This window comes from Paenibacillus sp. R14(2021), assembly GCF_019431355.1.
Classification (GTDB): domain Bacteria; phylum Bacillota; class Bacilli; order Paenibacillales; family Paenibacillaceae; genus Paenibacillus_Z.
In genome coordinates this window covers 4,740,801-4,763,658 of the sequence record NZ_CP080269.1, presented here as the reverse complement: position 1 = coordinate 4,763,658, position 22,858 = coordinate 4,740,801, and the positions used below count along the sequence as shown (strand labels likewise).

Annotated in this window: 18 protein-coding genes and 2 riboswitches; of the genes, 2 read left to right on the top strand and 16 right to left on the bottom strand. The window is 55.5% G+C overall.

Features of this window, described 5'->3' with window-relative positions; all coding sequences use genetic code 11:
• The first annotated feature begins 33 nt into the window (after positions 1–33).
• Together KXU80_RS22185 and KXU80_RS22180 are read left to right on the top strand one after the other, a co-directional pair.
• On the top strand, positions 34–912 hold the full coding sequence (locus KXU80_RS22185) for a carbohydrate ABC transporter permease (RefSeq protein WP_219835338.1): 879 nt from the start codon (positions 34–36) through the stop codon (positions 910–912).
• Positions 913–924: 12 nt separating this feature from the next.
• A complete protein-coding gene (locus tag KXU80_RS22180) occupies positions 925–1,809 on the top strand; it encodes a carbohydrate ABC transporter permease (RefSeq protein ID WP_219835337.1) in 885 nt (294 codons plus the stop codon).
• Here the strand turns inward: KXU80_RS22180 and KXU80_RS22175 are convergent.
• From KXU80_RS22175 to KXU80_RS22100, 16 genes are all read right to left on the bottom strand, one after another.
• Positions 1,784–2,692: a helix-turn-helix domain-containing protein gene (locus KXU80_RS22175; RefSeq protein ID WP_219835336.1), complete on the bottom strand. Its 909-nt coding sequence runs from the start codon at positions 2,690–2,692 to the stop codon at positions 1,784–1,786. The two genes, KXU80_RS22180 and KXU80_RS22175, sit on opposite strands and share 26 nt — an antisense overlap.
• A gap of 334 nt (positions 2,693–3,026) precedes the next feature.
• Positions 3,027–4,292: a phosphoribosylamine--glycine ligase gene (gene purD, locus KXU80_RS22170; RefSeq protein ID WP_219835335.1), complete on the bottom strand. Its 1,266-nt coding sequence runs from the start codon at positions 4,290–4,292 to the stop codon at positions 3,027–3,029.
• A 39-nt stretch (positions 4,293–4,331) separates the two neighbouring features.
• Positions 4,332–5,879 carry a bifunctional phosphoribosylaminoimidazolecarboxamide formyltransferase/IMP cyclohydrolase gene (purH, locus tag KXU80_RS22165; protein WP_219835334.1) on the bottom strand — a complete coding sequence of 516 codons (1,548 nt, stop codon included), beginning with the start codon at positions 5,877–5,879 and terminating at the stop codon, positions 4,332–4,334.
• Positions 5,880–6,288: 409 nt separating this feature from the next.
• Positions 6,289–6,900: a phosphoribosylglycinamide formyltransferase gene (gene purN, locus KXU80_RS22160; RefSeq protein WP_219835333.1), complete on the bottom strand. Its 612-nt coding sequence runs from the start codon at positions 6,898–6,900 to the stop codon at positions 6,289–6,291.
• The gene (purM, locus tag KXU80_RS22155) at positions 6,900–7,946 is read right to left on the bottom strand and encodes a phosphoribosylformylglycinamidine cyclo-ligase (protein ID WP_219835332.1); all 1,047 of its coding nucleotides are present in this window, start codon (positions 7,944–7,946) and stop codon (positions 6,900–6,902) included. Before purM ends, purN begins: the two co-directional genes overlap by 1 nt.
• Positions 7,947–8,153: 207 nt before the next feature.
• Complete coding sequence (gene purF / locus KXU80_RS22150) at positions 8,154–9,632, bottom strand: amidophosphoribosyltransferase (RefSeq protein WP_219835331.1); 1,479 nt, start codon at positions 9,630–9,632, stop codon at positions 8,154–8,156.
• Complete coding sequence (gene purL / locus KXU80_RS22145; RefSeq protein ID WP_219835330.1) at positions 9,617–11,860, bottom strand: phosphoribosylformylglycinamidine synthase subunit PurL; 2,244 nt, start codon at positions 11,858–11,860, stop codon at positions 9,617–9,619. The genes purF and purL overlap by 16 nt, the downstream gene beginning before the upstream one ends.
• Positions 11,838–12,533 carry a phosphoribosylformylglycinamidine synthase subunit PurQ gene (gene purQ, locus KXU80_RS22140; protein WP_219835329.1) on the bottom strand — a complete coding sequence of 232 codons (696 nt, stop codon included), beginning with the start codon at positions 12,531–12,533 and terminating at the stop codon, positions 11,838–11,840. Before purQ ends, purL begins: the two co-directional genes overlap by 23 nt.
• 4 nt (positions 12,534–12,537) lie before the next feature.
• The gene (gene purS / locus KXU80_RS22135; protein WP_219835328.1) at positions 12,538–12,780 is read right to left on the bottom strand and encodes a phosphoribosylformylglycinamidine synthase subunit PurS; all 243 of its coding nucleotides are present in this window, start codon (positions 12,778–12,780) and stop codon (positions 12,538–12,540) included.
• A 501-nt stretch (positions 12,781–13,281) separates the two neighbouring features.
• Positions 13,282–14,169 carry a phosphoribosylaminoimidazolesuccinocarboxamide synthase gene (locus KXU80_RS22130; RefSeq protein WP_219835327.1) on the bottom strand — a complete coding sequence of 296 codons (888 nt, stop codon included), beginning with the start codon at positions 14,167–14,169 and terminating at the stop codon, positions 13,282–13,284.
• A gap of 192 nt (positions 14,170–14,361) precedes the next feature.
• Positions 14,362–15,657 (bottom strand): adenylosuccinate lyase, encoded by a 1,296-nt coding sequence (gene purB, locus KXU80_RS22125; RefSeq protein ID WP_219835326.1) that lies wholly within the window; start codon positions 15,655–15,657, stop codon positions 14,362–14,364.
• A gap of 6 nt (positions 15,658–15,663) precedes the next feature.
• Positions 15,664–16,833: a 5-(carboxyamino)imidazole ribonucleotide synthase gene (gene purK / locus KXU80_RS22120; protein ID WP_219835325.1), complete on the bottom strand. Its 1,170-nt coding sequence runs from the start codon at positions 16,831–16,833 to the stop codon at positions 15,664–15,666.
• On the bottom strand, positions 16,830–17,315 hold the full coding sequence (gene purE, locus KXU80_RS22115) for a 5-(carboxyamino)imidazole ribonucleotide mutase (RefSeq protein WP_219835324.1): 486 nt from the start codon (positions 17,313–17,315) through the stop codon (positions 16,830–16,832). Before purE ends, purK begins: the two co-directional genes overlap by 4 nt.
• 199 nt (positions 17,316–17,514) lie before the next feature.
• Positions 17,515–17,615, bottom strand: a riboswitch (purine riboswitch).
• 269 nt (positions 17,616–17,884) lie between these two features.
• The gene (locus KXU80_RS22110) at positions 17,885–19,273 is read right to left on the bottom strand and encodes an NCS2 family permease (protein ID WP_219835323.1); all 1,389 of its coding nucleotides are present in this window, start codon (positions 19,271–19,273) and stop codon (positions 17,885–17,887) included.
• Between the two features lie 128 nt (positions 19,274–19,401).
• A riboswitch (purine riboswitch) is annotated at positions 19,402–19,502 on the bottom strand.
• 311 nt (positions 19,503–19,813) lie between these two features.
• A complete protein-coding gene (gene guaA / locus KXU80_RS22105; protein WP_219835322.1) occupies positions 19,814–21,352 on the bottom strand; it encodes a glutamine-hydrolyzing GMP synthase in 1,539 nt (512 codons plus the stop codon).
• A gap of 145 nt (positions 21,353–21,497) precedes the next feature.
• Positions 21,498–22,610 (bottom strand): ParM/StbA family protein, encoded by a 1,113-nt coding sequence (locus KXU80_RS22100; RefSeq protein WP_219835321.1) that lies wholly within the window; start codon positions 22,608–22,610, stop codon positions 21,498–21,500.
• Between the last annotated feature and the right edge of the window lie 248 nt (positions 22,611–22,858).

Genomic DNA, 22,858 nt, shown 5'->3' with positions numbered 1-22,858 from the left:
TGTTTTCACTATGCATAGTCAGGAGGGACCGCCATGAATCCGAAACGTTCCAATACGATATGGGGCTTTGTTTTTATCGCGCCGCAGCTGATCGGGCTCCTTCTCTTCTCACTCATCCCCTTGGTCAGCGCGTTTGTGCTCAGCACCTTGAACTGGGACGGGTTCACCGCCGCGAAATTCATCGGCATCGATAATTTCTCGTACGCATTCCATAACCCGGATTTCCAGAAAGCAATGCGAAACACGCTGTACTACTCTGTACTGACGGTGCCTGCGGGCATCTTTCTCGCGCTTCTGGTCGCTGTCGCCTTGAATAACGTGCGCCTGCGCGTCATGTACAGGCTGTTCTTCTTCATGCCCGTCGTGACGAGCTCCGTTGCCGTCGCCATCGTCTGGATGTGGCTGCTTAACGGCGATTTCGGGCTTGTCAACATCATGCTTCGCGAGCTCTTCGGCGTGAAGGGGCCGCAATGGCTGACGGATTTGAACCTCGTGTTGCCTTCGCTTGCGATCGTGAGCATCTGGAAGGGCCTTGGCTTCAACATGGTCTTGTTCCTCGCCGGCCTGCAGGGGATATCGCGCGATTACTACGAAGCATCCATGATCGACGGCGCGACGAAGCGCCAGCAGTTCTGGCGCATTACGGTGCCGCTTCTTTCCCCGACGACCCTGTTCGTGACGATCATCGCGGTCATCGATTCGTTCAAGGTATTCGACACCGCTTTCGTCATGACGAGCGGCGGACCGGCGAAAGCCAGCTACACGATGGTGTACCATCTGTACGAGCTTGCGTTCAAGAACTTCCAGTTCGGCAAGAGCGCGGCCGCGGCCGTTGTCCTGTTCATGCTCATTCTCGTCCTCACCATGCTGCAAACCTATTTCTCCCGCAAATGGGTCCACTACGCCGAATAGGAGGGTAACGTTATGCAACCAGCCGCAAACCCGGAAGCACCGCGAAGCAGCGTCAGCTCCCGTGCTTCTCGCGTAAAAATAAGCTACTCTGCCATTCTGCTCCATCTCGTGCTGCTCGCGGCGTCCATCCTCATGATCGCGCCGTTCTGGTGGATGATATCCAGCGGGCTGAAAGACTTGTCCCAAATCTTCCTCATTCCGCCGACGCTGTTTCCGCATCCTTGGGTGTGGTCGAACGTTCACCGCTCCTTGACTGCGATGCCCTTCGATAAGGCGTATATCAACAGCGCGTACATATCCGTATGTATCGTAATCGGGCAGCTGCTGACTTGCTCCATGGCGGCCTATGCCTTTGCCAAAATCAATTTCCCGTTCCGGAACTTCTTCTTCATTCTGTTCCTGTCCATGCTGATGGTGCCTGAGCAGGTGACGATCGTTCCGTTGTACATCATTCTCAAGAACTTCGGCTGGCTCGATACGCATCTGTCGCTGATCATTCCGGATTCGCTGTTCAGCGCGTTCGGCGTGTTCCTGCTGCGGCAGTTCTTCATGGGCATTCCGCGCGACTTGTCGGAATCGGCTTACGTGGACGGCGCCAACATGTGGACGATCTACTGGCGAATCATGATTCCTCTCGTGCAGCCGGCGCTCGCGGCGCTCGCGATCATCGCGTTTCTTGGCACGTGGAACAACTTCTTCCGGCCTGTTATCTTCCTCAGCTCGACGGAAAATTTCACGGTGCCGCTCATGCTCAGTACGTTCAAGGGACTGTTCGTGACCGACTGGACGCTCATGATGTCCGGCTCCGCCATCGCCGTCATTCCCGTGCTGATCGTCTATCTGCTGCTGCAGCGTTATATTATCGAAGGCATCACGATGACGGGGATAAAGGGTTAAGCTGAAAGTAAGTATTGATGGGGTATCTTTCCTCGATCGTGACATCGTGCACGAAATGCTGGCCGTCCGGGTTCGCGTACTTCCCTCTGTAGGCGGAAGCGGATAAGCCGAAGTTCGCAGCGAACGTTCTGGAAAAATAATGGTTCTCGGAGTAACCGCATTGGGCCGCGATTTCGTTGATGCTAAGCGTACTATGGCGCAGCGTGTGCGCGGCCCGCTCCATCCTAAGCTGGATGATCATTTGGCGAATCGGAATGCCGACCTCGCGGACGAACAATCTGGATAAGTGCTCGTGCGAGATTTGGCAATGCCTCGCGATTTCCTGCGCAGTAATCGGTTCGGCGAGATGGGATTTGATATATTTGATCGCTTTGCTGACAATGAGGGAGAAAGAGGTGTCGGATTTGCTCCCTTGCGGGAGATTGCCAAGGCGGCTTGCCGATTGCGCCAGGGCGGCCAGATGGTCGAGTTCGTTCAGCAGGGACGCAAGCAGGCTGTCGCTGCGCCTGCTGTTCTTCTCCAGGTAGGTGATTTCGAGCAAGTGACTGATCATCGCGGCGTGAAACCCGCTTTCTTTGGCGGGAATGAGGTCCGCTCCGCTCTCGAGCAGCAGATGCGGGAACAGTGCCCCGTCTGCGCTGAAATGCAGAAATTGATGCCTGGTGGCCGACGATTCGCTGAACTTATACTGATGCGGGGTACCGGCCCGCGTGATCACCCAAGCAGGTCCGTCTATCGTATACGACCGGTCTCTGACCTCATACACGGTGCCAGTCCCGATCGGGAAATAGACCAGCTCATGCTCCTGCAGTACGCGCATTTCCAGCTTCCAATTCCGTCTGACTACGAAGTCTCCGCAAAAATGAAGAACCGGCATTGTCATCGCCTCAGCGTCATCTCCTACTTATCCGTCGTGTAATGTGCCTCTTGCAATCCTTCGATTCCCGAAACAGACGACAATTAACCATAAAGAACAGAACCATTGCATGTGGTACTAACAATGCTCATCTCTATGGCTGCTAGATAAATAAGGTAAGCGTTTTCCCCATTATTCAATCATGAAACCCCTTACATTGTCAATACAGAAATAGGAACTCGAACTGTGTCCGTGGCACGCAATGACCAGCGGATTCTACCAAGATGCGAAAAAAAGCGATGCCCCGTCATCCTTAGATGAGGCATCGCTTTTTGAAGTTGAATGCGTGAGCAACGCGTTATCAGCGAAGGGCCTTCGCGGCAATATCGGTACGGCTGTGCATGCCGTCGAACTGGATGACGGATACCGCTTCGTACGCACGGGCACGCGCCTCCGCGATATCGCAGCCTCGGCCGACGATGCCAAGCACACGGCCGCCGTTCGTGACAATGGCGCCGTCCTTCAGCGAGGTGCCTGCGTGGAACACGAGCGCGCCCTGTGCCTTGGCCGCGTCAAGGCCCGTAATTGGCAGCCCTTTCGGATATGGACCCGGATAGCCTTCCGAAGCGGCGATGACGCAGACGGCCGCTTCGTCGCTCCATTCGATGTCCAGCTGATCCAATCGGCCATTCAAGGAAGCAAGAATAATATCAAGCAGATCGGTCTTGAGGCGCGGCAGCACGACCTGCGTCTCCGGATCGCCCATACGCGCGTTGAATTCGATCGTCTTCGGGCCGTCTTTCGTAATCATGAGACCCGCGAACAGTACGCCGCGGAACGGACGTCCTTCGCTCACCATGGCTTTCGCCGTCGGCTTGATGATATGTTCGATCGACTCTTCCACGATGGCAGGATCGATATGCGGCAGCGGGGAATACGTGCCCATGCCGCCGGTGTTCGGGCCTTTGTCGTTGTCGTAGACCGGCTTATGATCCTGCGCTGGTACCATCGCGCGTACCGTTTCACCGTCCACGAACGCCAGGATGGACATCTCTTGGCCTTCGAGGAATTCCTCGATAACGACGCGTCCGCCGGATTCGCCGAACACTTTGTCGACCATCATGCCGTGCAGCGCTTCTTCTGCCTCTTGCATGGAATAGGCTACCGTTACGCCTTTGCCCGCCGCTAAGCCATCGGCTTTAACCACGATCGGCGTCTTCTGCTGCTGTAAATAAGCCAGCGCAGATTCATAGTCGGTGAATGATTCGTATTTCGCCGTCGGGATGCTGTACTTTTTCAGCAGGCCTTTCATGAAAATCTTACTGCCTTCGATCTCGGCCGCATTCTTGCGCGGACCGTAAACCGGGATGTGATGCTCCTCGAACGCATCCACGATGCCTTCCGCCAGCGGATCGTCGGGACCGACGACGACCAGATCCACTTCGTTGTCGCCAGCGAATTGAATGAGATCGCTGAATCGGTTGACCGGAATCGGCACGCATTCTGCCAGCTCCGCAATTCCAGCGTTGCCCGGTGCGCAGTAGAGTTTGCTAACCTTCTCGCTCTTATTGAGCGCCCAGACGATGGCGTGCTCACGCCCGCCGCCGCCAATGACCATAATACGCAATAGAAACCCTCCTTCAACTATTCCGTTCCCAGCCGACTGCTAGTGTTTAAAGTGACGTACGCCCGTCAGGACCATCGCGATGTTGTTGGCATTGGCCACCGCGATCGACTCCTCGTCCTTGATGGAGCCCCCTGGTTGGATAACAGCCGTGATGCCAGCCTTCGCCGCAAGCTCCAGCGTGTCGCCCATCGGGAAGAACGCGTCGGATGCGAGGATCGCGCCTTTGGCTTTGTCTCCAGCTTGCTCGATCGCAATACGCGCCGCGCCGACGCGGTTCATTTGACCAGCGCCTACGCCAACCGTCATGTCATCCGACGCCAGCAGAATCGCGTTCGATTTGACATGCTTCACGACTTTCCAGCCGAATAGCAGCTGCTTCAGCTCTTCTTCCGTCGGCTGACGGTTCGTAACGACCTTGATGTCCGCTTCCGTCAGGCTGTGCACATCGCTCTCTTGTACGAGCATCCCGCCGTCCACACTCGTAACGAGCCATTCCGGCTTGCGCTCGCCCGCGGCTTGCAGCTCGCCGAGCTTCATGAGGCGGATGTTTTTCTTCTTGGTGAGAATCTCAAGCGCCTCTGGCGTAAAGCTTGGCGCAATGACGATTTCAAGGAAAATCTCGCTCAGCAGCTGCGCCGTCGCCGCGCCGATTTCGCGGTTTGCCGCCACGATGCCGCCGAAGATGGATGTCGGATCAGCCGCGTAGGCTTTCTGATAGGCTTCGTGGATATCTTGGCCGATGCCCACGCCGCAAGGATTCATATGCTTCACCGCAACGACAGCCGGCTCGTTGAATTCCTTGACGATGGCAAGCGCCGCGTTGGCGTCATTGATGTTGTTGTAGGACAGCTCCTTGCCGTGCAGCTGCTCCGCCGTCGTGATGTTGCCTTGCGAAGCAAGCGGCTTGCGGTAAAATGCCGCCTTCTGATGCGGATTCTCGCCATAGCGCAGATCTTGGACTTTCTCGTACGTCACCGTCAGGCTCTCCGGCAGCGGGTTGCCCTGCAGCTTGGAGAGGTAATCCGAGATGAGCGCGTCATAAGCGCCTGTGTGACGGAATACTTTGGCCGCGAGCGCTTTGCGCGTGTCCAGCGTCGTGTCGCCGCCGGCTTTCACTTCGTCCAGCACCGTCTGATAGTCCGCCGCGTCAACGACGACCGTCACGAACGCGTGGTTCTTCGCTGCTGAGCGCAGCATCGTCGGGCCGCCGATATCGATGTTCTCGATGGCGTCTTCATACGAAACGTCCGGCTTCGCGATCGTCGCCGCAAACGGATACAGGTTCACGACTACGAGATCGATATAGTCGAGTCCGAGCTCCTGCATCGCTTTCTGATGTTCCTCGTCGTCGCGTACGGCAAGCAGGCCGCTATGTACAGCAGGGTGCAGCGTCTTTACGCGGCCGTCGAGGATTTCCGGGAAGCCTGTCACGTCGGAGATACCGATAACCGGCACGCCTTCCTTCTCCAGCAGGCTCGCCGTCCCGCCCGTCGAAATAATTTGTACGCCAAGTCCGGCAAGCGCCCGCGAAAATTCCACAATCCCCGTCTTATCCGACACGCTAATCAGTGCTCTGCGAATAGTCACAATGAAACCTCCTAAAAGTTTTTGCTTTACTACTTGAATGGACTTCCTTGTAAGCAAAAACTTACTTCGGAAGCATGGGCTTAGTTTTTGCGTTGCTTCTTGAAATAACTTCCTGCGAGCACAAAACTCGCTTCGGAAGCATGGGCTAGTTTTTGCGTTTCTTCTGTGCGCAATTGGCTAATTGCACCCCATGTAGGTGATCTGGTAGCCTTCTTTGACGCTAATGCGCCAGTTTCGTCCAATGTGGGTGATCTGGCAGCCCTCTTTGAAAGCTATTCCGCCAGTTTCGCCCAATGTGGGTGATCTGGCAGCCTTCTTTGACGCTATTCCGCCAGTTTCGCCCCATGTGGATGATCTGGTAGCCCTCTTTGACGCTAAGGCATCGAAGACTCCTCGAAACCAGCATTCCCTAATTCACAACCACATTTCGCCCATTGAGCGTAACAGCCCCGGCCGCGATACGCCCCACGACCCACGGAAGCAACTGCCGCTCCGCGGCATGCATGCGCGGCGCCAGCGTTTCCAGCGTCTCGCCTTCAACCACTTCAACGACGCGCTGCGCAATAATCGGGCCGCTGTCCAAGCCGCCGTCCACGTAATGAACTGTCACGCCGGTCAGTTTTACACCGTATTCGAGCGCTTGCTTCATGCCGTTCACGCCGGGAAAAGCAGGCAGCAACGACGGATGCACATTGACCATTCGCCCGTAAAACGGCTCCACCAGCACCGGCGTAATAATTCGCATATAGCCTGCCAGCACGATTAGCTCAATGCCGCGGCGCCGAAGCTCCGAAAGGATTTCCGAATCATGCGCCTCGCGCGATGGGTATTCCTTCGGCCGGAACACGAACGTATCTACGCCCGCTGCCCGTGCGCGTTCCACGACAGGGGCCTCCGGCTTATCACATACAAGAAGCTCGAGGCTTGCGCCCTCGAGCCTTTGTTGTTTTGCCGCTTCTGCCAGCGCTCCAAAGTTCGAGCCTTGTCCCGAGGCGAAAACGGCAATACGCATTGCTGCCATTACACATCAGCTCCCGTGAAGGTCACCACGCGGTTTCCTTCGGTCACTTTGCCAATGATGTAAGCATCTTCGCCAAGCTCTTTCGCCGTGCGGAGTGCTTCTTCTGCTTGATCTGCGCTTACGACAACGACCATGCCGACACCCATATTGAACGTCGTGAACATGTCGCGGTTCGTGATACTGCCTTTTTCCTGCATCAGCTTGAACACAGGCTGGATTGGCCAAGAGCCGTATGCGATTTCCACGTTGACGCCTTCCGGCAGCACCCGCGGAATGTTTTCGATGAAGCCGCCGCCCGTGATATGCGCCATGCCTTTGACCGTCACGCGGTTAATCAGCTCCAGCACGGATTTCACGTAAATGCGAGTTGGTTCGATGATTACTTCACCAAGTGTCTTCTCGCCGCCAAGCTCAGGCAATTTGTCGTTCAGGCTGTAGCCGGAGTTGTCCACCAGCAAGCGGCGAACGAGGGAGAAGCCGTTGCTGTGAATGCCGCTCGAAGCGAGGCCGAGCACGACATCGCCGGGAGCGATCGTAGTGCCGTCGATGATTTTTTTCTTATCTACGATACCGACCGTGAAGCCAGCGATATCATATTCGTCACCTTGGTACATGCCCGGCATCTCAGCCGTTTCGCCGCCGATCAAGGCGCAGCCGGACTGCACGCAGCCGTCGGAGATACCTTTTACGATCGCTTCGATTTTCTCAGGCTCGACCTTGCCGCAGGCCAGATAGTCGAGGAAGAACAATGGCTCCGCGCCTTGCACGACGATATCGTTCACGCACATCGCGACCGCGTCGATCCCGATCGTGTCATGCTTGTCCATAGCAAAAGCAACTTTCAGCTTCGTGCCCACGCCGTCCGTACCGGAAACAAGCACCGGCTCCTCGTACTTGTCTTTGTTCAAGCCGAATAACGCGCCGAATCCGCCAAGCTCTGTCAGCACTTCAGGGCGGAACGTCTTCTTCACGTGCTTCTTCATCCGCTCGACCGCTTCATTGCCTGCCGCAATGTCGACGCCGGCTTGTTTATAAGCTTCTGCCACTCTGGTCACTCCCTAAAGTTTTTGCGGGCTTCGCTTACCTTCGGGATAAACCGAAGGTCAAGCAAAAACTCGCATCTTCGATTTTGCGGGCCTTGCCCATATTTCAAGCGAAAGCGCGTCATAAACGCGTCAGCTCCGTTGCATTTAAAAATTGAAAAGGTGAAGCAGCGGCCGTAGGCTGATATGAACAGGCCCGAAGCGCACTTCTTAGCAGCTGCAGCTTTTCTCCGAAGTCGGATCAACAGGCGTCGGATAATCGTTATCGAAGCAGGCCATACACATACCGCGGTTGTACTCGCCGTCGTTGCCGCCAACGGACTCGACGAAGCCTTCGTTGCTCAAGAAATATAAGGAATCCGCGTTGATCTCCTGGCGGATCTCTTCAACGGTCTTCTGTGAAGCGATCAGCTCCTTGCGGTCCGGCGTATCGATGCCGTAGTAGCAAGGGTTCTTGAAAGGCGGCGACGTGATGCACACATGCACCTCAGTCGCACCTGCTTCGCGAAGCAGGTTCACGATGCGCAGGGAGGTCGTGCCGCGAACGATGGAGTCATCAATCATGACGACGCGTTTGCCTTCGACGACTTTGCGAACGGCGGACAGCTTCATCTTCACGCCTTTTTCCCGCAGTTCCTGCGAAGGCTGGATGAACGTCCGGCCCGTGTACTTGTTCTTGATCAGCCCAAGCTCGTACGGAATGCCGGTTTGCTCGGCATAGCCGATCGCCGCGGAAATACTGGAGTCCGGCACGCCGGTCACGATATCCGCGTCGATAAACGATTCGAGCGCCAGCTGGCGGCCCATGCGCTTACGCGCGGAGTGCAGGTTGATGCCATTGATGTCGCTGTCGGGACGGGCAAAATAGATATATTCCATGGCACAGGTCGCGCGGCGTTCCAATTTCTCGAAGCGATCCTCGCGCATGCCTTCTTTATCCAATACAAGCAGCTCGCCCGGCTGCACGTCTCGCACATACTCGGCACCCACCGTTTCCAGCGCGCACGTTTCCGATGCGAACACGTATCCCTCACCCAAACGTCCCATGACGAGCGGACGCAAGCCATGCGGATCGGAAGCGACAAGCAGCTTGTCGTTCGTCATAATGAGGAACGCAAACCCGCCGATAATCCGCTGCAGCGCGTCTTTCGCCGCACTGACGAAATCTTTGCTGGAACGCGCGATCAGATGGGCGATAACTTCCGTATCACTGCTCGTTTGGAAAATCGAGCCCTGGCTCTCTAATTCCTTGCGAATAGATGGCGCGTTCACGATATTGCCGTTCGTCGCAACAGCCAAGTCGCCGTCGCGGTACTTGAACACGAGCGGCTGCGCGTTCGCCAGCTTGCTCTCGCCCGCCGTCGAATACCGAACATGGCCGATAATCCGGTCACCCGGAAGGCCTTCCAGTTTCGACTGGTCGAAAACTTCCTTCACGAGACCCATGTTGCGGTGGTACGTAAACTTGCCAGTCTCAGATTCCACGGCTGCCATTCCGGCGCTTTCTTCCCCCCGGTGCTGCAGCGCGTGCAAGCCATAGTAGCCGAGTGAGCAGGCATCCGGTATGCCAAATGCACCGAATACCCCGCACTCCTCACGCAATTTATCGAAAATATCGTCCCTGCCAATGCCTTCGTTGTAATGATCACCTGTCCACAGCTTCGGAAGCTGTTTTATTGCATCAGACATGGAATCGCATCCTTCCAGACCTTCTCCAGTTGCTCAACCGGTACGTTAACGCCCGGTTTGCCATTGATGTTGATGACCAGTCCGCTGCTGCGTACGGCGCCGATTGCTTTATTCGGAACGCCTTGCTCCGTCAGATATTGCATTAGTTGATCCGCTTGATCTGCTTTAGCAGAAAGCAGGATACGGGATTGGGATTCACTGAACAGCGCTGCATCTGCGCGCAAATCAGTTACGACATTGACTTCAGCGCCCAGCTTGCCGCTGATTGCAGATTCCGCAAGCGCGACTGCAAGGCCGCCTTCGGAAAGGTCATGCGCCGAAGCAACGAGGCCTGCCCGAATAGCGCCCAGAACGCCATGCTGCAGTTTCTTTTCAATAGCCAGGTCGATTTCAGGCGGACGTCCTTCGCTCTTGCCGTGAAGGACATATTGCAATTCGCTTCCGCCAAGCTCGTGCTTCGTTTCGCCGGCAAGAATGATGATGTCGCCGTCTGCTTTGAAGCCTTGCGTCGTAATATGGTTCACGTCGTGCACGAGACCAACCATGCCGATGACCGGCGTAGGGTAGATCGCGCCTTTCGCGTTCTCGTTGTACAAGCTGACGTTACCGCCGATAACCGGCGTTTCCAGCACGCGGCAAGCTTCGGAAATACCGTCTGCGGCTTTCTCGATTTGCCAGAACACTTCCGGTTTCTCCGGACTGCCGAAGTTCAAGTTGTCCGTGATCGCAAGCGGCTCTGCACCGGAGCAGACAACGTTACGCGCTGCTTCCGCAACGGCGATTCGACCGCCGACTTCTGGATCGAGGTATACATAACGGCCATTGCAATCTGTTGTCATCGCAAGTGCTTTACGCGTACCGCGAATCGTAACGACTGCCGCATCGGAACCCGGCGCAACAGCCGTGCTCGTGCGAACCATATGGTCATATTGGCTATAAACCCACTCTTTGCTCGCAACCGTCGGCGAAGCAAGCACTTGCTTGAGCGCGCCTGTCAAATCCGTTACTTCCGGATATGCCGTTGTATCGATTGCTGCATTTGCCGCATAATAAGCAGGCTCTTGGGATGGTTTGTCATACATCGGGCACTCGTCGACAAGCGCCGTCACCGGCATGTTCGCGACTTCTTCGCCTTGGTGGAACAAACGAAGACGGCCGTCGTCCGTTACTTTGCCGACCTTCACGCAGATGATGCCCCAACGATCGAAAATCTCCTGCGCCTGCGCTTCGTGCTGCGGTTCAACGACGAACAGCATGCGCTCCTGCGACTCCGACAGCATCATTTCGTAAGGCGTCATGCCTTCTTCGCGCTGCGGCACTTCATCCAAATACAGCTCCAAGCCGTTGCCGGCCTTAGACGCCATCTCCGCGCTGGAGCACGTCAAGCCCGCAGCGCCCATATCTTGAATACCGACAACGATGCCGGAATCAATCAGTTCGAGCGTCGCTTCCATAACGAGCTTCTCCATGAACGGATCGCCGACTTGTACCGCCGTACGCTTCTCTTCGGACTCTTCAGAGAGCTCAACCGAAGCGAAAGTCGCGCCGTGGATGCCGTCGCGGCCTGTTGCAGGACCTACGTAGAAAACAGGGTTACCAACGCCTTTTGCGACACCGCGTTGAATTTTGTCGTGATCGATAAGACCCACGCACATAGCGTTAACGAGCGGATTGCCTTCATAGCTCTCATCGAACATCACTTCGCCCGCAACGGTTGGGATCCCGATACAGTTGCCGTAACCTGCGATACCGCCGACGACGTGTTCGAACAAATATTTAACACGCGGATTCTCCAGGTTGCCGAAACGCAAGCTGTTCAGCAGAGCCACGGGACGCGCGCCCATGGAGAAAATGTCGCGGATAATGCCGCCGACGCCTGTCGCTGCGCCTTGGTAAGGCTCGACCGCGGACGGATGGTTATGCGATTCGATTTTGAAAACAACCGCTTGGTTGTCGCCGATATCCACGATTCCCGCGCCCTCGCCGGGTCCCATAAGCACCTTAGGTCCGGTAATCGGGAATTTCTTGAGGATTTTCTTGGAATTCTTGTAGGAGCAGTGCTCCGACCACATTACGCTGAATACGCCGATTTCCGTATAATTCGGCTTGCGGCCGAGAAATCCGCAAATGAGGTCATATTCACTATCCGTTACGCCAAACTGCGTATAAATGCGTTGATCCGCGATTTGTTCCGCTGTCGGCTCCTTAGCCGTTAACTGCTGCGCCATGCTGTTCCCTCCATGCGTTCAAAATCGATGTAAACATCCGTTTGCCGTCTTCCGAGCCAAGCAGCTGATCGATTGCGCGCTCCGGATGCGGCATCATGCCGACCACGTTGCCGCGCACATTGCTGATGCCCGCGATATTTTCGATCGAGCCGTTCGGGCTGGTGTCGCCCGCGTAACGGAACACGATTTGATTGTTTGCTTTGAGCTCTGCGAGCGTTGCATCGTCGCAGTAGTAGTTACCTTCGCCATGCGCGATCGGTATGTTGATAAGCTCGCCTTCGCTGTACTGGCTGGTGAAAGCCGTCCGGTTGTTCGCAACTTCAAGCTGCGTCTGCTGGCAGATGAATTTCATGCCTCTGTTGCGGCGAAGCGCGCCGGGCAGGAGGCCTGCTTCCGTCAGGATTTGGAACCCGTTGCAAATGCCGAGGATGAACTTGCCGGCTTCCGCCGCTTTCACTACTTCATTCATGACCGGGGCAAAACGCGCGATCGCGCCGCAGCGCAGATAATCGCCATACGAGAAGCCGCCTGGTACGAGAATCGCATCATAGCCGGAAAGATCTGTTGCCGTGTGCCATACGTATTCGACCTCTTGGCCGATCGTGTCTTCGACGGCCTTGAGGCAGTCGATATCACAGTTGGAGCCTGGAAAAACAAGTACCGCGAACTTCATCGTATTACCCCTCCAATTCGAAACGGTAGTCTTCAACGACTGTGTTTGCAAGCAGCTTCTCGCACATTGCTGTCACACGCGCTTCGGCTTCTGCACGGTCGGACGTGTCCAGGTTCAGCTCCAAATACTTGCCGATGCGGACTTTGCCGACTTCCTCGAAGCCCATTGTGTGCAGCGCGCCTTGAACGGCGCTGCCTTGCGGGTCGAGCACGTTTTCTTTGATCGTTACGTAGACTTTAGCTTTCATTAGGGGGTCGCCTCCTGAAAATGTTGGTTGTTTTGGATGGGAAGGTTCCGCAAACGCTGGGAGTTCCCGACTCCGTCGCTGTTGAACTTTCGGAAACTTGAACAATGTACCTGCGGTTGTTTCCGAAGTTCAAAGGCGACCGCTGACGCTCTTCGTCGGGAATCCCGCGTTTGCTCCACCCATCCGGGAAAACATTTGCAGGATGCTCTTGGGGGGCATCCTGCGCGCTGCGCGGGCTGTTCGCCGCTTGCGGCTTGTGTTCGGTTGCTGGCGCGAGCGGTGCTCCGCGCACGGTGTTGTTGTTTCGCGAGCGGCGATTCGTTCGCCGCTCGATGATTTATTTGATGCGGGACATCTTTGCTTGTCCCGCGTGTTGTAGTGATCGATTGACGCAGCGCCTGTTCGGGCCGCGCTGTTGTGGCAAGTTGCCCTTGCTTGGCGTCTGCGGTAGGCATAGCCGCGAGCAGTTGACTTCACCCATGCTGCTTGGGCCCGTTTCGCTTACAGCGACTCGCCGGTCAGCGCTTTGTAGATGGCCAGATAGCGGTTCGTCGTTTCGTCGACGACGGACTGCGGAAGCGGAGCCGGCCTGCTGTTTTGGTCCCAGTCGGAGCCGAGCAAGTACGTGCGGACCGGTTCTTTGTCCATGCTGTCGATTTCGATATCGAAGGCATAGTTCGCCTTCGCCCAAAAACGGGAGGAATCCGGCGTGAAGATTTCGTCGATCAGGATGACTTTGCCGTCGACTAAGCCGAATTCGAATTTGCAGTCCGCCAGGATGATGCCGCGTTCTTCGCAGAAGGCGCGTGCGAACTCGTACAGCCGGATGCTCTTCTCACGAAGCTCCTCGGCGAGCTCGGCGCCAACCATTTCCTGCATGCGTGTGAACGGAATGTCTTCGTCGTGACCGACGTCGTTCTTCGCCGCAGGCGTGAACAGCGGCGCCGCGAAACGCTCGTTCTTCCGCAGGCCTGCCGGCAGCTCGATGCCGTTAATTGCCGAGGTTTTCACATATTGTCTCCAACCGCCGCCAGTGATATAGCCGCGAACGACGCATTCGATGTCGATGCGCTCTGCTTTCTTAGTCACCATGATGCGGTTCTTCAGCAGCTCGGGCTCCGTTACAAGGTCACCCAGCTTGTACACGTCCGTATGCACGATATGATTGGGCATCATTTCGGCAGTTTGGTCAAACCAAAACGCCGACAGGCGGTTCAGCACGTTCCCCTTCTGCGGAACCGCAGGGTCAAGCACGTAATCGAACGCGCTAATGCGGTCCGTCACGACGATCAGATAATGCTCACCGTGATCGTACAGCTCGCGCACCTTGCCTTTGTATAAAAGCGGTGCTTTAATAAGCTCAACAGCCGTAGACAACGCTTGTGTCATTTCTCCCTCTCCCCTTCTTTTCAGAGTTTGGCTTTGGTATTCAAGGTAGTGAAGAAGCAGAAGAAAACAGTCTATAGAAGCGTAGCGTTCGCCTTTGTGTCGGTGAATGCTGCATTCCCTGGCTTCTGCCAGTGAACGCAAACCAATCACCATTAGCGATCGAAAGACGTTTTCTAATGCGCAGTCATGCCTTTAAATCAATTCCAAACGTCTGAAAATGGTATCCACATGCTTCAAATGCCAAGCCGGATTAAAGCAATCAGCAATTTCATCGGCGGACAGCTGGCTCGTAATCTCTGGCGTCGACTCGATAATGTCGCGGAATTGGCGCTGTTCTTCCCACGCCTGCATCGCGCGCGGCTGCACCGTATCGTACGCTTGCTCGCGGCTGAAGCCTTTGTCGATCAGCTTCGTCATGACGCGGCCGGAGAACGGCACGCCGAATGTGCGCTGCATATTACGTTTCATATTCTCAGGGAACACCTGCAGGTTCTTCAGGATGTTGCCCAAACGGTTCAGCATGTAGTTGAGCAGCATCGTCGCATCCGGCAAAATGATGCGTTCTGCCGAGGAGTGACTGATATCGCGCTCATGCCACAGCGTCACGTTCTCGTAAGCCGTCAGCATATGTCCGCGAATGACGCGGGACAAGCCGGAGATGTTCTCGCAGCCGATCGGATTGCGTTTGTGCGGCATTGCGGACGAACCCTTCTGCCCTTTCGCGAACGGTTCTTCCACCTCGCGGAATTCGCTCTTCTGCAAGGCGCGGATTTCCGTCGCGAACTTGTCGAGCGACGTTGCGATCAGTGCCAGCGTCGCCATGTACTCGGCGTGGCGGTCACGCTGCAGCGTTTGGGTCGAGATCGGCGCAGGCGTGATGCCGAGCTTGCGGCAGGTGAACTCTTCCACGAACGGGTCGATGTTGGCGTACGTGCCGACCGCGCCGGAGATTTTGCCGAATTGAACGCCGTTCGCCGCATGGCGGAAGCGCTCCAGGTTCCGCTTCATCTCCTCGTACCATAGCGCCAGCTTCAAACCGAACGTCGTCGGCTCGGCATGCACGCCGTGCGTACGGCCCATCATGGCCGTATCTTTGTAAACAACCGCTTGGCCGCGGAGGATGTCGATGAAGTTAATGATGTCTTTCTCCAGAATCGTGTTGGCCTGCAGAAGCAGGTAGCCCATCGCCGTATCCACAACGTCCGTGGAAGTCAGACCGTAGTGCACCCATTTGCGCTCCGGACCTACGGTTTCGGATACCGCGCGCGTGAACGCGATGACGTCATGGCGGGTTTCCAGCTCGATTTCATTAATACGGTCGATATCAAACGTAGCGCTCTGGCGAAGCGCCGCTACATCTTCACGCGGAATAACGCCTAACTCCACCCAAGCCTCGCAAGCGCAAAGTTCAACTTCGAGCCACGCCTTGAATTTGTTTTCTTCGGTCCAAATCGCTCTCATTTCCGGTCTGCTGTATCGTTGTAACATGATTATTTAAACCCTCCAAATGTTTGTTTCGTAAATCCATTCCAACGCTTGTTCCACATGAGCGGCGAGCACGTTGACATGCCCCATCTTCCGTTTCGGTTTGGCTTCATGTTTCCCATATAAATGAATTTTAGGCGCAACGCCCAAACGTTCTGCTGTTTCATCTCGCCGCGAAATCTGCTCAAGCAGCGGCTCCACGTGCTCGCCGAGCACGTTGACCATTACGACCGGCGTCAGAAGTGCCGTGTCGCCGAGCGGCAGCCCGCATACCGCGCGCACATGCTGCTCGAACTGTGAGGTACGGCAGGCTTCCATCGTATAGTGGCCGCTGTTGTGCGGACGCGGCGCCAGCTCGTTCACGAACAGCTCGCCTTCCGCCGTCAAGAAGAGCTCCACCGCAATCAGCCCGACCGCGCCAAGTCCTTCGGCAATGCGCGCCGCGAGGCGCTCAGCCTCCCGCTGAAGCTCTTCATCGATGCGTGCCGGCACGATCGACAGATGCAAAATGTTATCCACATGGATGTTCTCCGCCGCCGGGAAGGTGCGGATCTCGCCCTGCGAACTGCGCGCTGCGATAACGGATAGCTCCTTCTGGAATCGAATGAACTGTTCCAGAACAAGCTCCGTACCCGCGCGGTTCAGCGTCTCGAACGCTTCTTCGATCTCGGCTTCGCTGCGAATGACCCATTGGCCCTTGCCGTCGTAGCCGCCCATCGCCGTCTTCAGCACGCAGGGCAGGCCGAACCGGCTCACCGCTTCGCGAAGCTCGTCCGCGCTGCGCACCTCCGCGTAAGGCGCCACCTTCACGCCCGCCGCTTCGATCGCGCGCTTCTCACGCAGCCGGTGCTGCGTCGTGTAGAGCAGCTCGCTGCCCTGCGGCACGTACGCTTCTTCCATCAGCATCGCGGCTACGCCGGCGTCGACATTCTCGAATTCGTACGTGATAACGTCCGCGCGCTGCGCCAGTTCCCGAGCTGCGCCGCGATCGTCATAAGCCGCGACGATCTGCTGCGCGACCTGGCCGCAAGGCGCATCCGGCGTCGGATCGAGCGCCACGAAGCGGTAACCCATCGCGCTGCCCGCGTTCGCCATCATCCTGCCGAGCTGTCCGCCGCCCAGGATGCCGATCGTCGAGCCCGGCAAAATCACATTCGCGCTTTCACCCGCTTGGCTCATAGCGTCTCACTGCTTTCCAGCACTTCCTGCTGAATCCGGTCGCGGCGCGCCTGTACGCGTGCCTGCACCGCAGGATCGAACGCCCCGATGATCTGGCCGGCGAGCAGGCCGGCATTCGTGCCGCCCGCATTGCCGATCGCCACGGTCGCCACCGGGATGCCGCCCGGCATCTGTACAATGGAGAGCAGCGAATCGAGCCCGTTCAAATTCGAGGACTTCACGGGAACGCCAATAACCGGCAGGATCGTTTTGGCTGCGACCATGCCGGGTAGGTGTGCAGCACCGCCTGCTCCCGCGATAATGACTTTCAACCCGCGTTCTGCGGCAGATTCCGCATAATCAAACATAAGATCCGGCGTACGGTGAGCCGATACAACCTTCTTCTCATACGGAATTTGCAGTTCCTCCAGAACGTCACAGGCTAGTTTCATCGTCTCCCAGTCTGACTTGCTGCCCATGATGACGCCCACTTGTACTGACATCTGCTTATGACCACCTTTTTCATAGTAGGAAGATTCTCCGAATAAAAAAGTCCCTCAGCACGTATTCCGTTTCGCGGAATGCTTCGGGACTTCAAAAGACCAGCAATAAAGAGCTTTCGCCTTGTCCCGCCGTATGTTACAGATGGTAAACAAGAACGGTAAAGACAACTTCAGGCTGCCCCGTCACGGCGGCAACCTGTCTCTTCATTACATGGCTCGTAGTCCGAAAATTAAGGTTCTCGGGTAGATACTCTCGGGCCTGATCCCCAAGTATATACGAGTCGTTCGACAAAATAACTTCTAATCAGCTACTCCTAGTTTACCAATCCTAACGTGGAATGTCAACGCAAAAACACGAACATTAAAACGTAATATTTGTTTATAGTTCGTGTTTTTTGGTCGTTTTACCCCATTTCCTTTTCTTTTCTTCCAAACCAGCATTTAGATTTGTCTGATTATTGAAAAAGCCTTCTTCCACCTTCTAGAAGCCAAAGGAAGCTGGCGGACACTAGATGACTTTTTAAAAAAAAGAACAGCGCCGGTCCGCGCTGTTCTCCATTTCTCTATCGTTACCCCTGGCTGCCGATGAAGGCATAGCGCGCGATAATGAGGATCGCGAGCACCCACATAAGCCAGTGGACGTTGTATTTCTTCTTGCCAGACAGGTTCGCGATGACCGCAAGCACCACGTAAGACACGATCCCGAAGGATACGCCGTTTGCGATGTTGTACGTGAACGGCATCATGACGATCGTAAGGAACGACGGAATAGCGTAAACCATGTCTTGGAAGTCAATTTCCTTCACGGACTGCACCATGAGAACACCGACGATAATCAGCGCCGCCGCCGTTGCGGAACCTGGAATGAGCGAGATGAGCGGCCACAGGAACAGGGCTGCCAAGAAAGCAACGCCTGTCGTTACCGCCGTTAAGCCCGTACGTCCGCCCTGCGCGATACCCGCGGAGCTTTCGACGAATGCCGTTACCGTGCTCGTACCGAGAATCGCGCCGCCGCTGACGCCGACCGCGTCAACGAACATCGCTTTGCCGACGAGCTTCTTGCCTTTCGCCGGGTCTTTCATGAAGCCCGCGCGGTTAGCCGTACCGACCAGCGTACCGAATGTGTCAAACAATTCAACGAATGTGAATGTTGCGATGATGGACACGATACCGGTATGCCAAACGCCCTTGAAATCGAAATCCCAGAAATTCAATTGACTGAAATCCGGGGACCAGCTTTGGCCCTTCAGCGTTGCCGCTACATCTACGTTACCCGTGATGATCGCGATGATCGTCACGCCGATAATGCCGAACAGAATGGCGCCCGGCACGCGCAGCACCATCAGAATCGCGATCAGCAGCACGCCGATCAGCGTCAGGTAGACGTTAGCGTTCTCCAAGCTGCCCATGTGGAATACCGTTTCAAAGCCGAGCACATCCGTGAACGCGCCTTTCGGGATGTCGTTCAGCGATTCCACGCCGACCGACATAATGCCGCTGTTCTTCAAGCCGATGATCGTGATGAACAAGCCGATCCCGACCGTAATCGCGTGCTTCAAGCTGTCCGGCACGGCGACGATCAACATTTGACGAATCTGCGTAACCGTCAGAATGACGAAAATAATACCGGAGATAAAGACGGCCGTCAGGCCCATTTCCGGCGTGATCGGCGAATTCGTCGCTTTCGACGCAAGCACCGTTGCCGCGAAGTACGCGTTAAGCCCCATGCCAGGAGCAAGCGCAACAGGGAAGTTCGCGAACAGCCCCATCGCGATGGTGAAGATTCCGCCGGCCAGCGCGGTAGCTAGAAATACGGAGTATAGGCTAAGGCCTGTACCGCTCAGAATGCCCGGATTGACGGCCAATATGTAAGCCATCGTCATGAAAGTCGTCAAACCCGCCATAATTTCTGTCCGTACATTTGTTCCGTGTTCCTTCAAACGAAAGAATGAACCCATTTTCTAAAAACCCTCCCAAAAAATGTTCTCAGAACAAACAAGAACCTAAAAAAAAATGCCGGATTCTCGGCATCTCTCCCTAGGTTCTACGCAAAACAAGATGAGACTGCACGAATGGACCGTCCGCGCGCGCTTATCTTGCTTTTCGTAGACAGGTCATTTACGGTGACCTCGTAGAGACTCTCAAGCCGATTCTTGAGATTATACGAAAAGACATGCAATTGTTGTTTGTATTGATTCTGTCAATATTTTATCGGCACTATGCATGTACGTCAATGGAAATGCATTGCAAATAATGGGGATTCATTCTAGTTACTAAGTCCTAGCTTAATTTTTTTGCTGAAGCTGACGGGTACCGGCATCTTGTAAGCTAACGAACCGCCGCCGTCCTTAGCGACGGGGCTGTGGTCTTCAAAACACAGCGTATCCCCCTCGCGTTTGACGACATGCAGCTCGTCGCCGCGGTAGGGCACGTAAGTTCGACATTGAAAAAACTCCCTTATCCGCGAACACGCAGATAAAGGAGTTTTGTGCTCATGCCTATTCCCACTCGATCGTAGCCGGCGGCTTCGACGTCACGTCGTAGACGATCCGATTGACGTTATCGACTTCATTGACGATCCGAACGGAGATCTTCTCAAGCACGTCCCAAGGGATACGCGCCCAATCCGCCGTCATCCCGTCGATGGACGTAACGGCACGGATGCCGACCGTGTACGAGTACGTACGCGCATCTCCCATTACGCCGACGCTCTTCATGTTGGGCAGGGCCGTGAAGTACTGCCAGATCTCGCGGTCGAGCCCTGCTTTCGCGATCTCGTCGCGCAGAATCGCATCGGAGTCACGAACGATCTTCAGCTTCTCCTCGGTAACTTCGCCAAGCACGCGGATTGCAAGACCCGGACCTGGGAACGGCTGACGCCATACGATGGCTTCAGGCAGACCGCATTCTTCGCCGACTTTACGAACCTCGTCCTTGAACAGCGTCTTCAGCGGTTCAACGAGCTTGAATTTAATATCTTCCGGCAAACCGCCGACATTATGATGCGACTTGATCGTTTGTGCTGTAGCCGTGCCGCTCTCAACGATATCCGTGTACAGCGTGCCTTGTGCCAAGAATTCGAAATCATCGAATTTGGCGGACTCTTCTTGGAACACGTAAATGAACTCATTGCCGATGATTTTACGCTTCTGCTCCGGATCGTCGACACCCTTCAACTTGCCCATGAAACGCTCTTTGGCATCGATTTTGACAACCTTCATATCGAACTTGCCGACGAACGTTTCCATAACGCCCTCTGCTTCGTCTTTGCGCAGCAGACCGTGATCGATGAACATACAAGTCAGCTGATCGCCGATTGCTTTGTGCAGCAAAATCGCTACAACAGAGGAATCTACGCCGCCGGACAGCGCGCAAAGCACTTTGCCATTGCCCACTTGTGCGCGGATATCACGGATCGTGTCGTCGATAAACGTGCTCATGCTCCAGCTGCCTTCGCAGCCGCACACGTTATAGAGGAAGTTGCGAATCATTTCGTTCCCTTGTACGGAGTGACGTACTTCCGGGTGGAATTGAACCGCGAATACTTTGCGCTCCGGATGGCTCATCGCCGCGATCGGCGCATGGTCCGTGCTTGCATCAACGCGGAAGCCTGTCGGCAATTCCACGACATGGTCGCCGTGACTCATCCATACGGTTTGGTTGCTGTCCAGATCCTTCACGAGCTCGCTGCTCGCGATGAATGCTACATCAGCTTTGCCGTATTCGCGCTTGCCTGCGCGCTCGACTTTACCGTCCAGCTGGTGCGCGATCAGCTGCATGCCGTAGCAAATACCGAAGATCGGAAGACCCAGGTCATAAATCGCAGGATCTACAAGCGGCGACTTCTCTTCATACACACTTGCGGGTCCTCCCGAGAACACGATGCCTTTCGGCTGCAGCTCGCGGATCCGTTCCACCGAAGTATTGTATGGCAGCAATTCGCTGTATACACCTAAATCCCGAATACGTCTTGCAATTAACTGGTTGTACTGTCCGCCGAAATCGAGGACGACGATCATTTCATTTGGCTTGTCCACTTTTTAAAGCCTCCCTCAAATCATTGTGTCAATTATATATAGGCGCTATGGGACAGTCAAGGTAATGAGGGGCACAGCCATGATAACGACAAAAAGAGCCGCACAGTGCATTTCTGCATGCGCGGCCCGCGTTCCGGACCAGCCGTCAGGCCTGTTCGGCTGCAGCTGCAGCAAGCGCCTGGGACTGTTTGTTTTTGGCCAGCTTCAGATAGCCGTATACGTTCTGGAACTCGCTGTCCTCGACGAACCGAAGCCGAACGCTTCCCGCCGCCTCGATTAAATAACTGCGAAGCGCCGAAGCGCCGCCTCCCAGCACGTAGAAGCACTGAATATCAGGGTTCTTCTTCCACCGCTTCAGAATCAAATCCATCACCTTATTCGCCGCGCGGCCAAAATAATCGTCCACGATCGGACGGATATCCGCCTGCCCTTCGCCGATGCGATGAATGATGTAGTCGTTATGCTTCACGCGCTGAACCAGCTTCGCCCGGCTCGGGAACCGGTGGCCGAACCTGTCCTCGACTTCGCGGATGATCTGATCCAGATAGCCGGCCAGACCGAACTGCTCGCCCGTGCTGAACTGATTGTCGATGCTCATTCGCTTAATGACAGGGAAGTCCGTCGTCAGTGCGCCCATCTCGCAAATGCCGATGCAGCCGTAGTACAGCTCCTCGTTTCGAACGGAGAGATTATCGTGCGTCGCCATATGGAACAGCGCCGCAGCCCCTTCGATGGAAATGACCGCCCGCTTGATGACGACGCGGATGGAACGTCCGCGCAGCTGCGGCGTCGAGAGGAACGTAACCTCATGCTCGCCAACCAGGCGTTCCTCGAAAGTCTTATGGAAGCCGGCATAGGTCCGAACCGGAAGCCCGGTGCCGACGACGTATTCCACGATTTGCCCTCCCGGTCCCTCGGACGGCTGATAAGCCCCACTGGTCAGCCCCGTATAAGCAAGCGCCGTAAGGGCGACGATCAGCGCTTGATCGCTCGTCGCTTTGTTGTCGGTCTCCTCCAGCTCGGAATTATCCTGATCCTCCATGGCCAGAAGTCCCACGAAATAACGCTGGTTGTTCTTCTTCAGCTTCGGGCTGAAAATCCGCACGTCCAGCGCCTTGAGAGGCGAATCCTCCTCTTGGAAAATATGACGGTCATAGCCAGGAGCCAGTATGCTCGGGATGACGACCGGTTCCGCCGCCCCGTCGACGACCAATTTAATACTGTCGTTTCCGACATCAATGCCTGCAAGCCTAATCACATGCTTGTCCTCCGTTCCTGGTGTTGACAATTGCCGAAGCATCGTTTGTCTGTTATGGACATCCAATTCGCTATTATCCGACAAAATCCTTTTTATTGCACAATTTTTCCTAAAGCTAAGATTTCCGCCCGCTTCTGCCGAAAATAATCCGTATATAGGCAAAATCAGCATATTAAACGGGAAACAACGAGTAAGGGATAGTAATGCCAGCAGCACCGATACGGGGGTGCCCAGGACTGGCGATGAGG

Excerpts from the sequence above, each read along its gene's own strand:
- KXU80_RS22185 (WP_219835338.1), top strand. The coding sequence starts at position 34 with ATGAATCCGAAACGTTCCAATACGATATGGGGCTTTGTTTTTATCGCG.
- purE (WP_219835324.1), bottom strand. The coding sequence starts at position 17,315 with ATGTCAGTACAAGTGGGCGTCATCATGGGCAGCAAGTCAGACTGGGAG.
- KXU80_RS22130 (WP_219835327.1), bottom strand. The coding sequence starts at position 14,169 with ATGACACAAGCGTTGTCTACGGCTGTTGAGCTTATTAAAGCACCGCTT.
- KXU80_RS22180 (WP_219835337.1), top strand. The coding sequence starts at position 925 with ATGCAACCAGCCGCAAACCCGGAAGCACCGCGAAGCAGCGTCAGCTCC.
- purN (WP_219835333.1), bottom strand. The coding sequence starts at position 6,900 with ATGGCAGCAATGCGTATTGCCGTTTTCGCCTCGGGACAAGGCTCGAAC.
- purK (WP_219835325.1), bottom strand. The coding sequence starts at position 16,833 with ATGAGCCAAGCGGGTGAAAGCGCGAATGTGATTTTGCCGGGCTCGACG.
- KXU80_RS22110 (WP_219835323.1), bottom strand. The coding sequence starts at position 19,273 with ATGGGTTCATTCTTTCGTTTGAAGGAACACGGAACAAATGTACGGACA.
- purL (WP_219835330.1), bottom strand. The coding sequence starts at position 11,860 with ATGGCGCAGCAGTTAACGGCTAAGGAGCCGACAGCGGAACAAATCGCG.
- purQ (WP_219835329.1), bottom strand. The coding sequence starts at position 12,533 with ATGAAGTTCGCGGTACTTGTTTTTCCAGGCTCCAACTGTGATATCGAC.
- purF (WP_219835331.1), bottom strand. The coding sequence starts at position 9,632 with ATGTCTGATGCAATAAAACAGCTTCCGAAGCTGTGGACAGGTGATCAT.
- purS (WP_219835328.1), bottom strand. The coding sequence starts at position 12,780 with ATGAAAGCTAAAGTCTACGTAACGATCAAAGAAAACGTGCTCGACCCG.
- KXU80_RS22175 (WP_219835336.1), bottom strand. The coding sequence starts at position 2,692 with ATGACAATGCCGGTTCTTCATTTTTGCGGAGACTTCGTAGTCAGACGG.
- purB (WP_219835326.1), bottom strand. The coding sequence starts at position 15,657 with ATGTTACAACGATACAGCAGACCGGAAATGAGAGCGATTTGGACCGAA.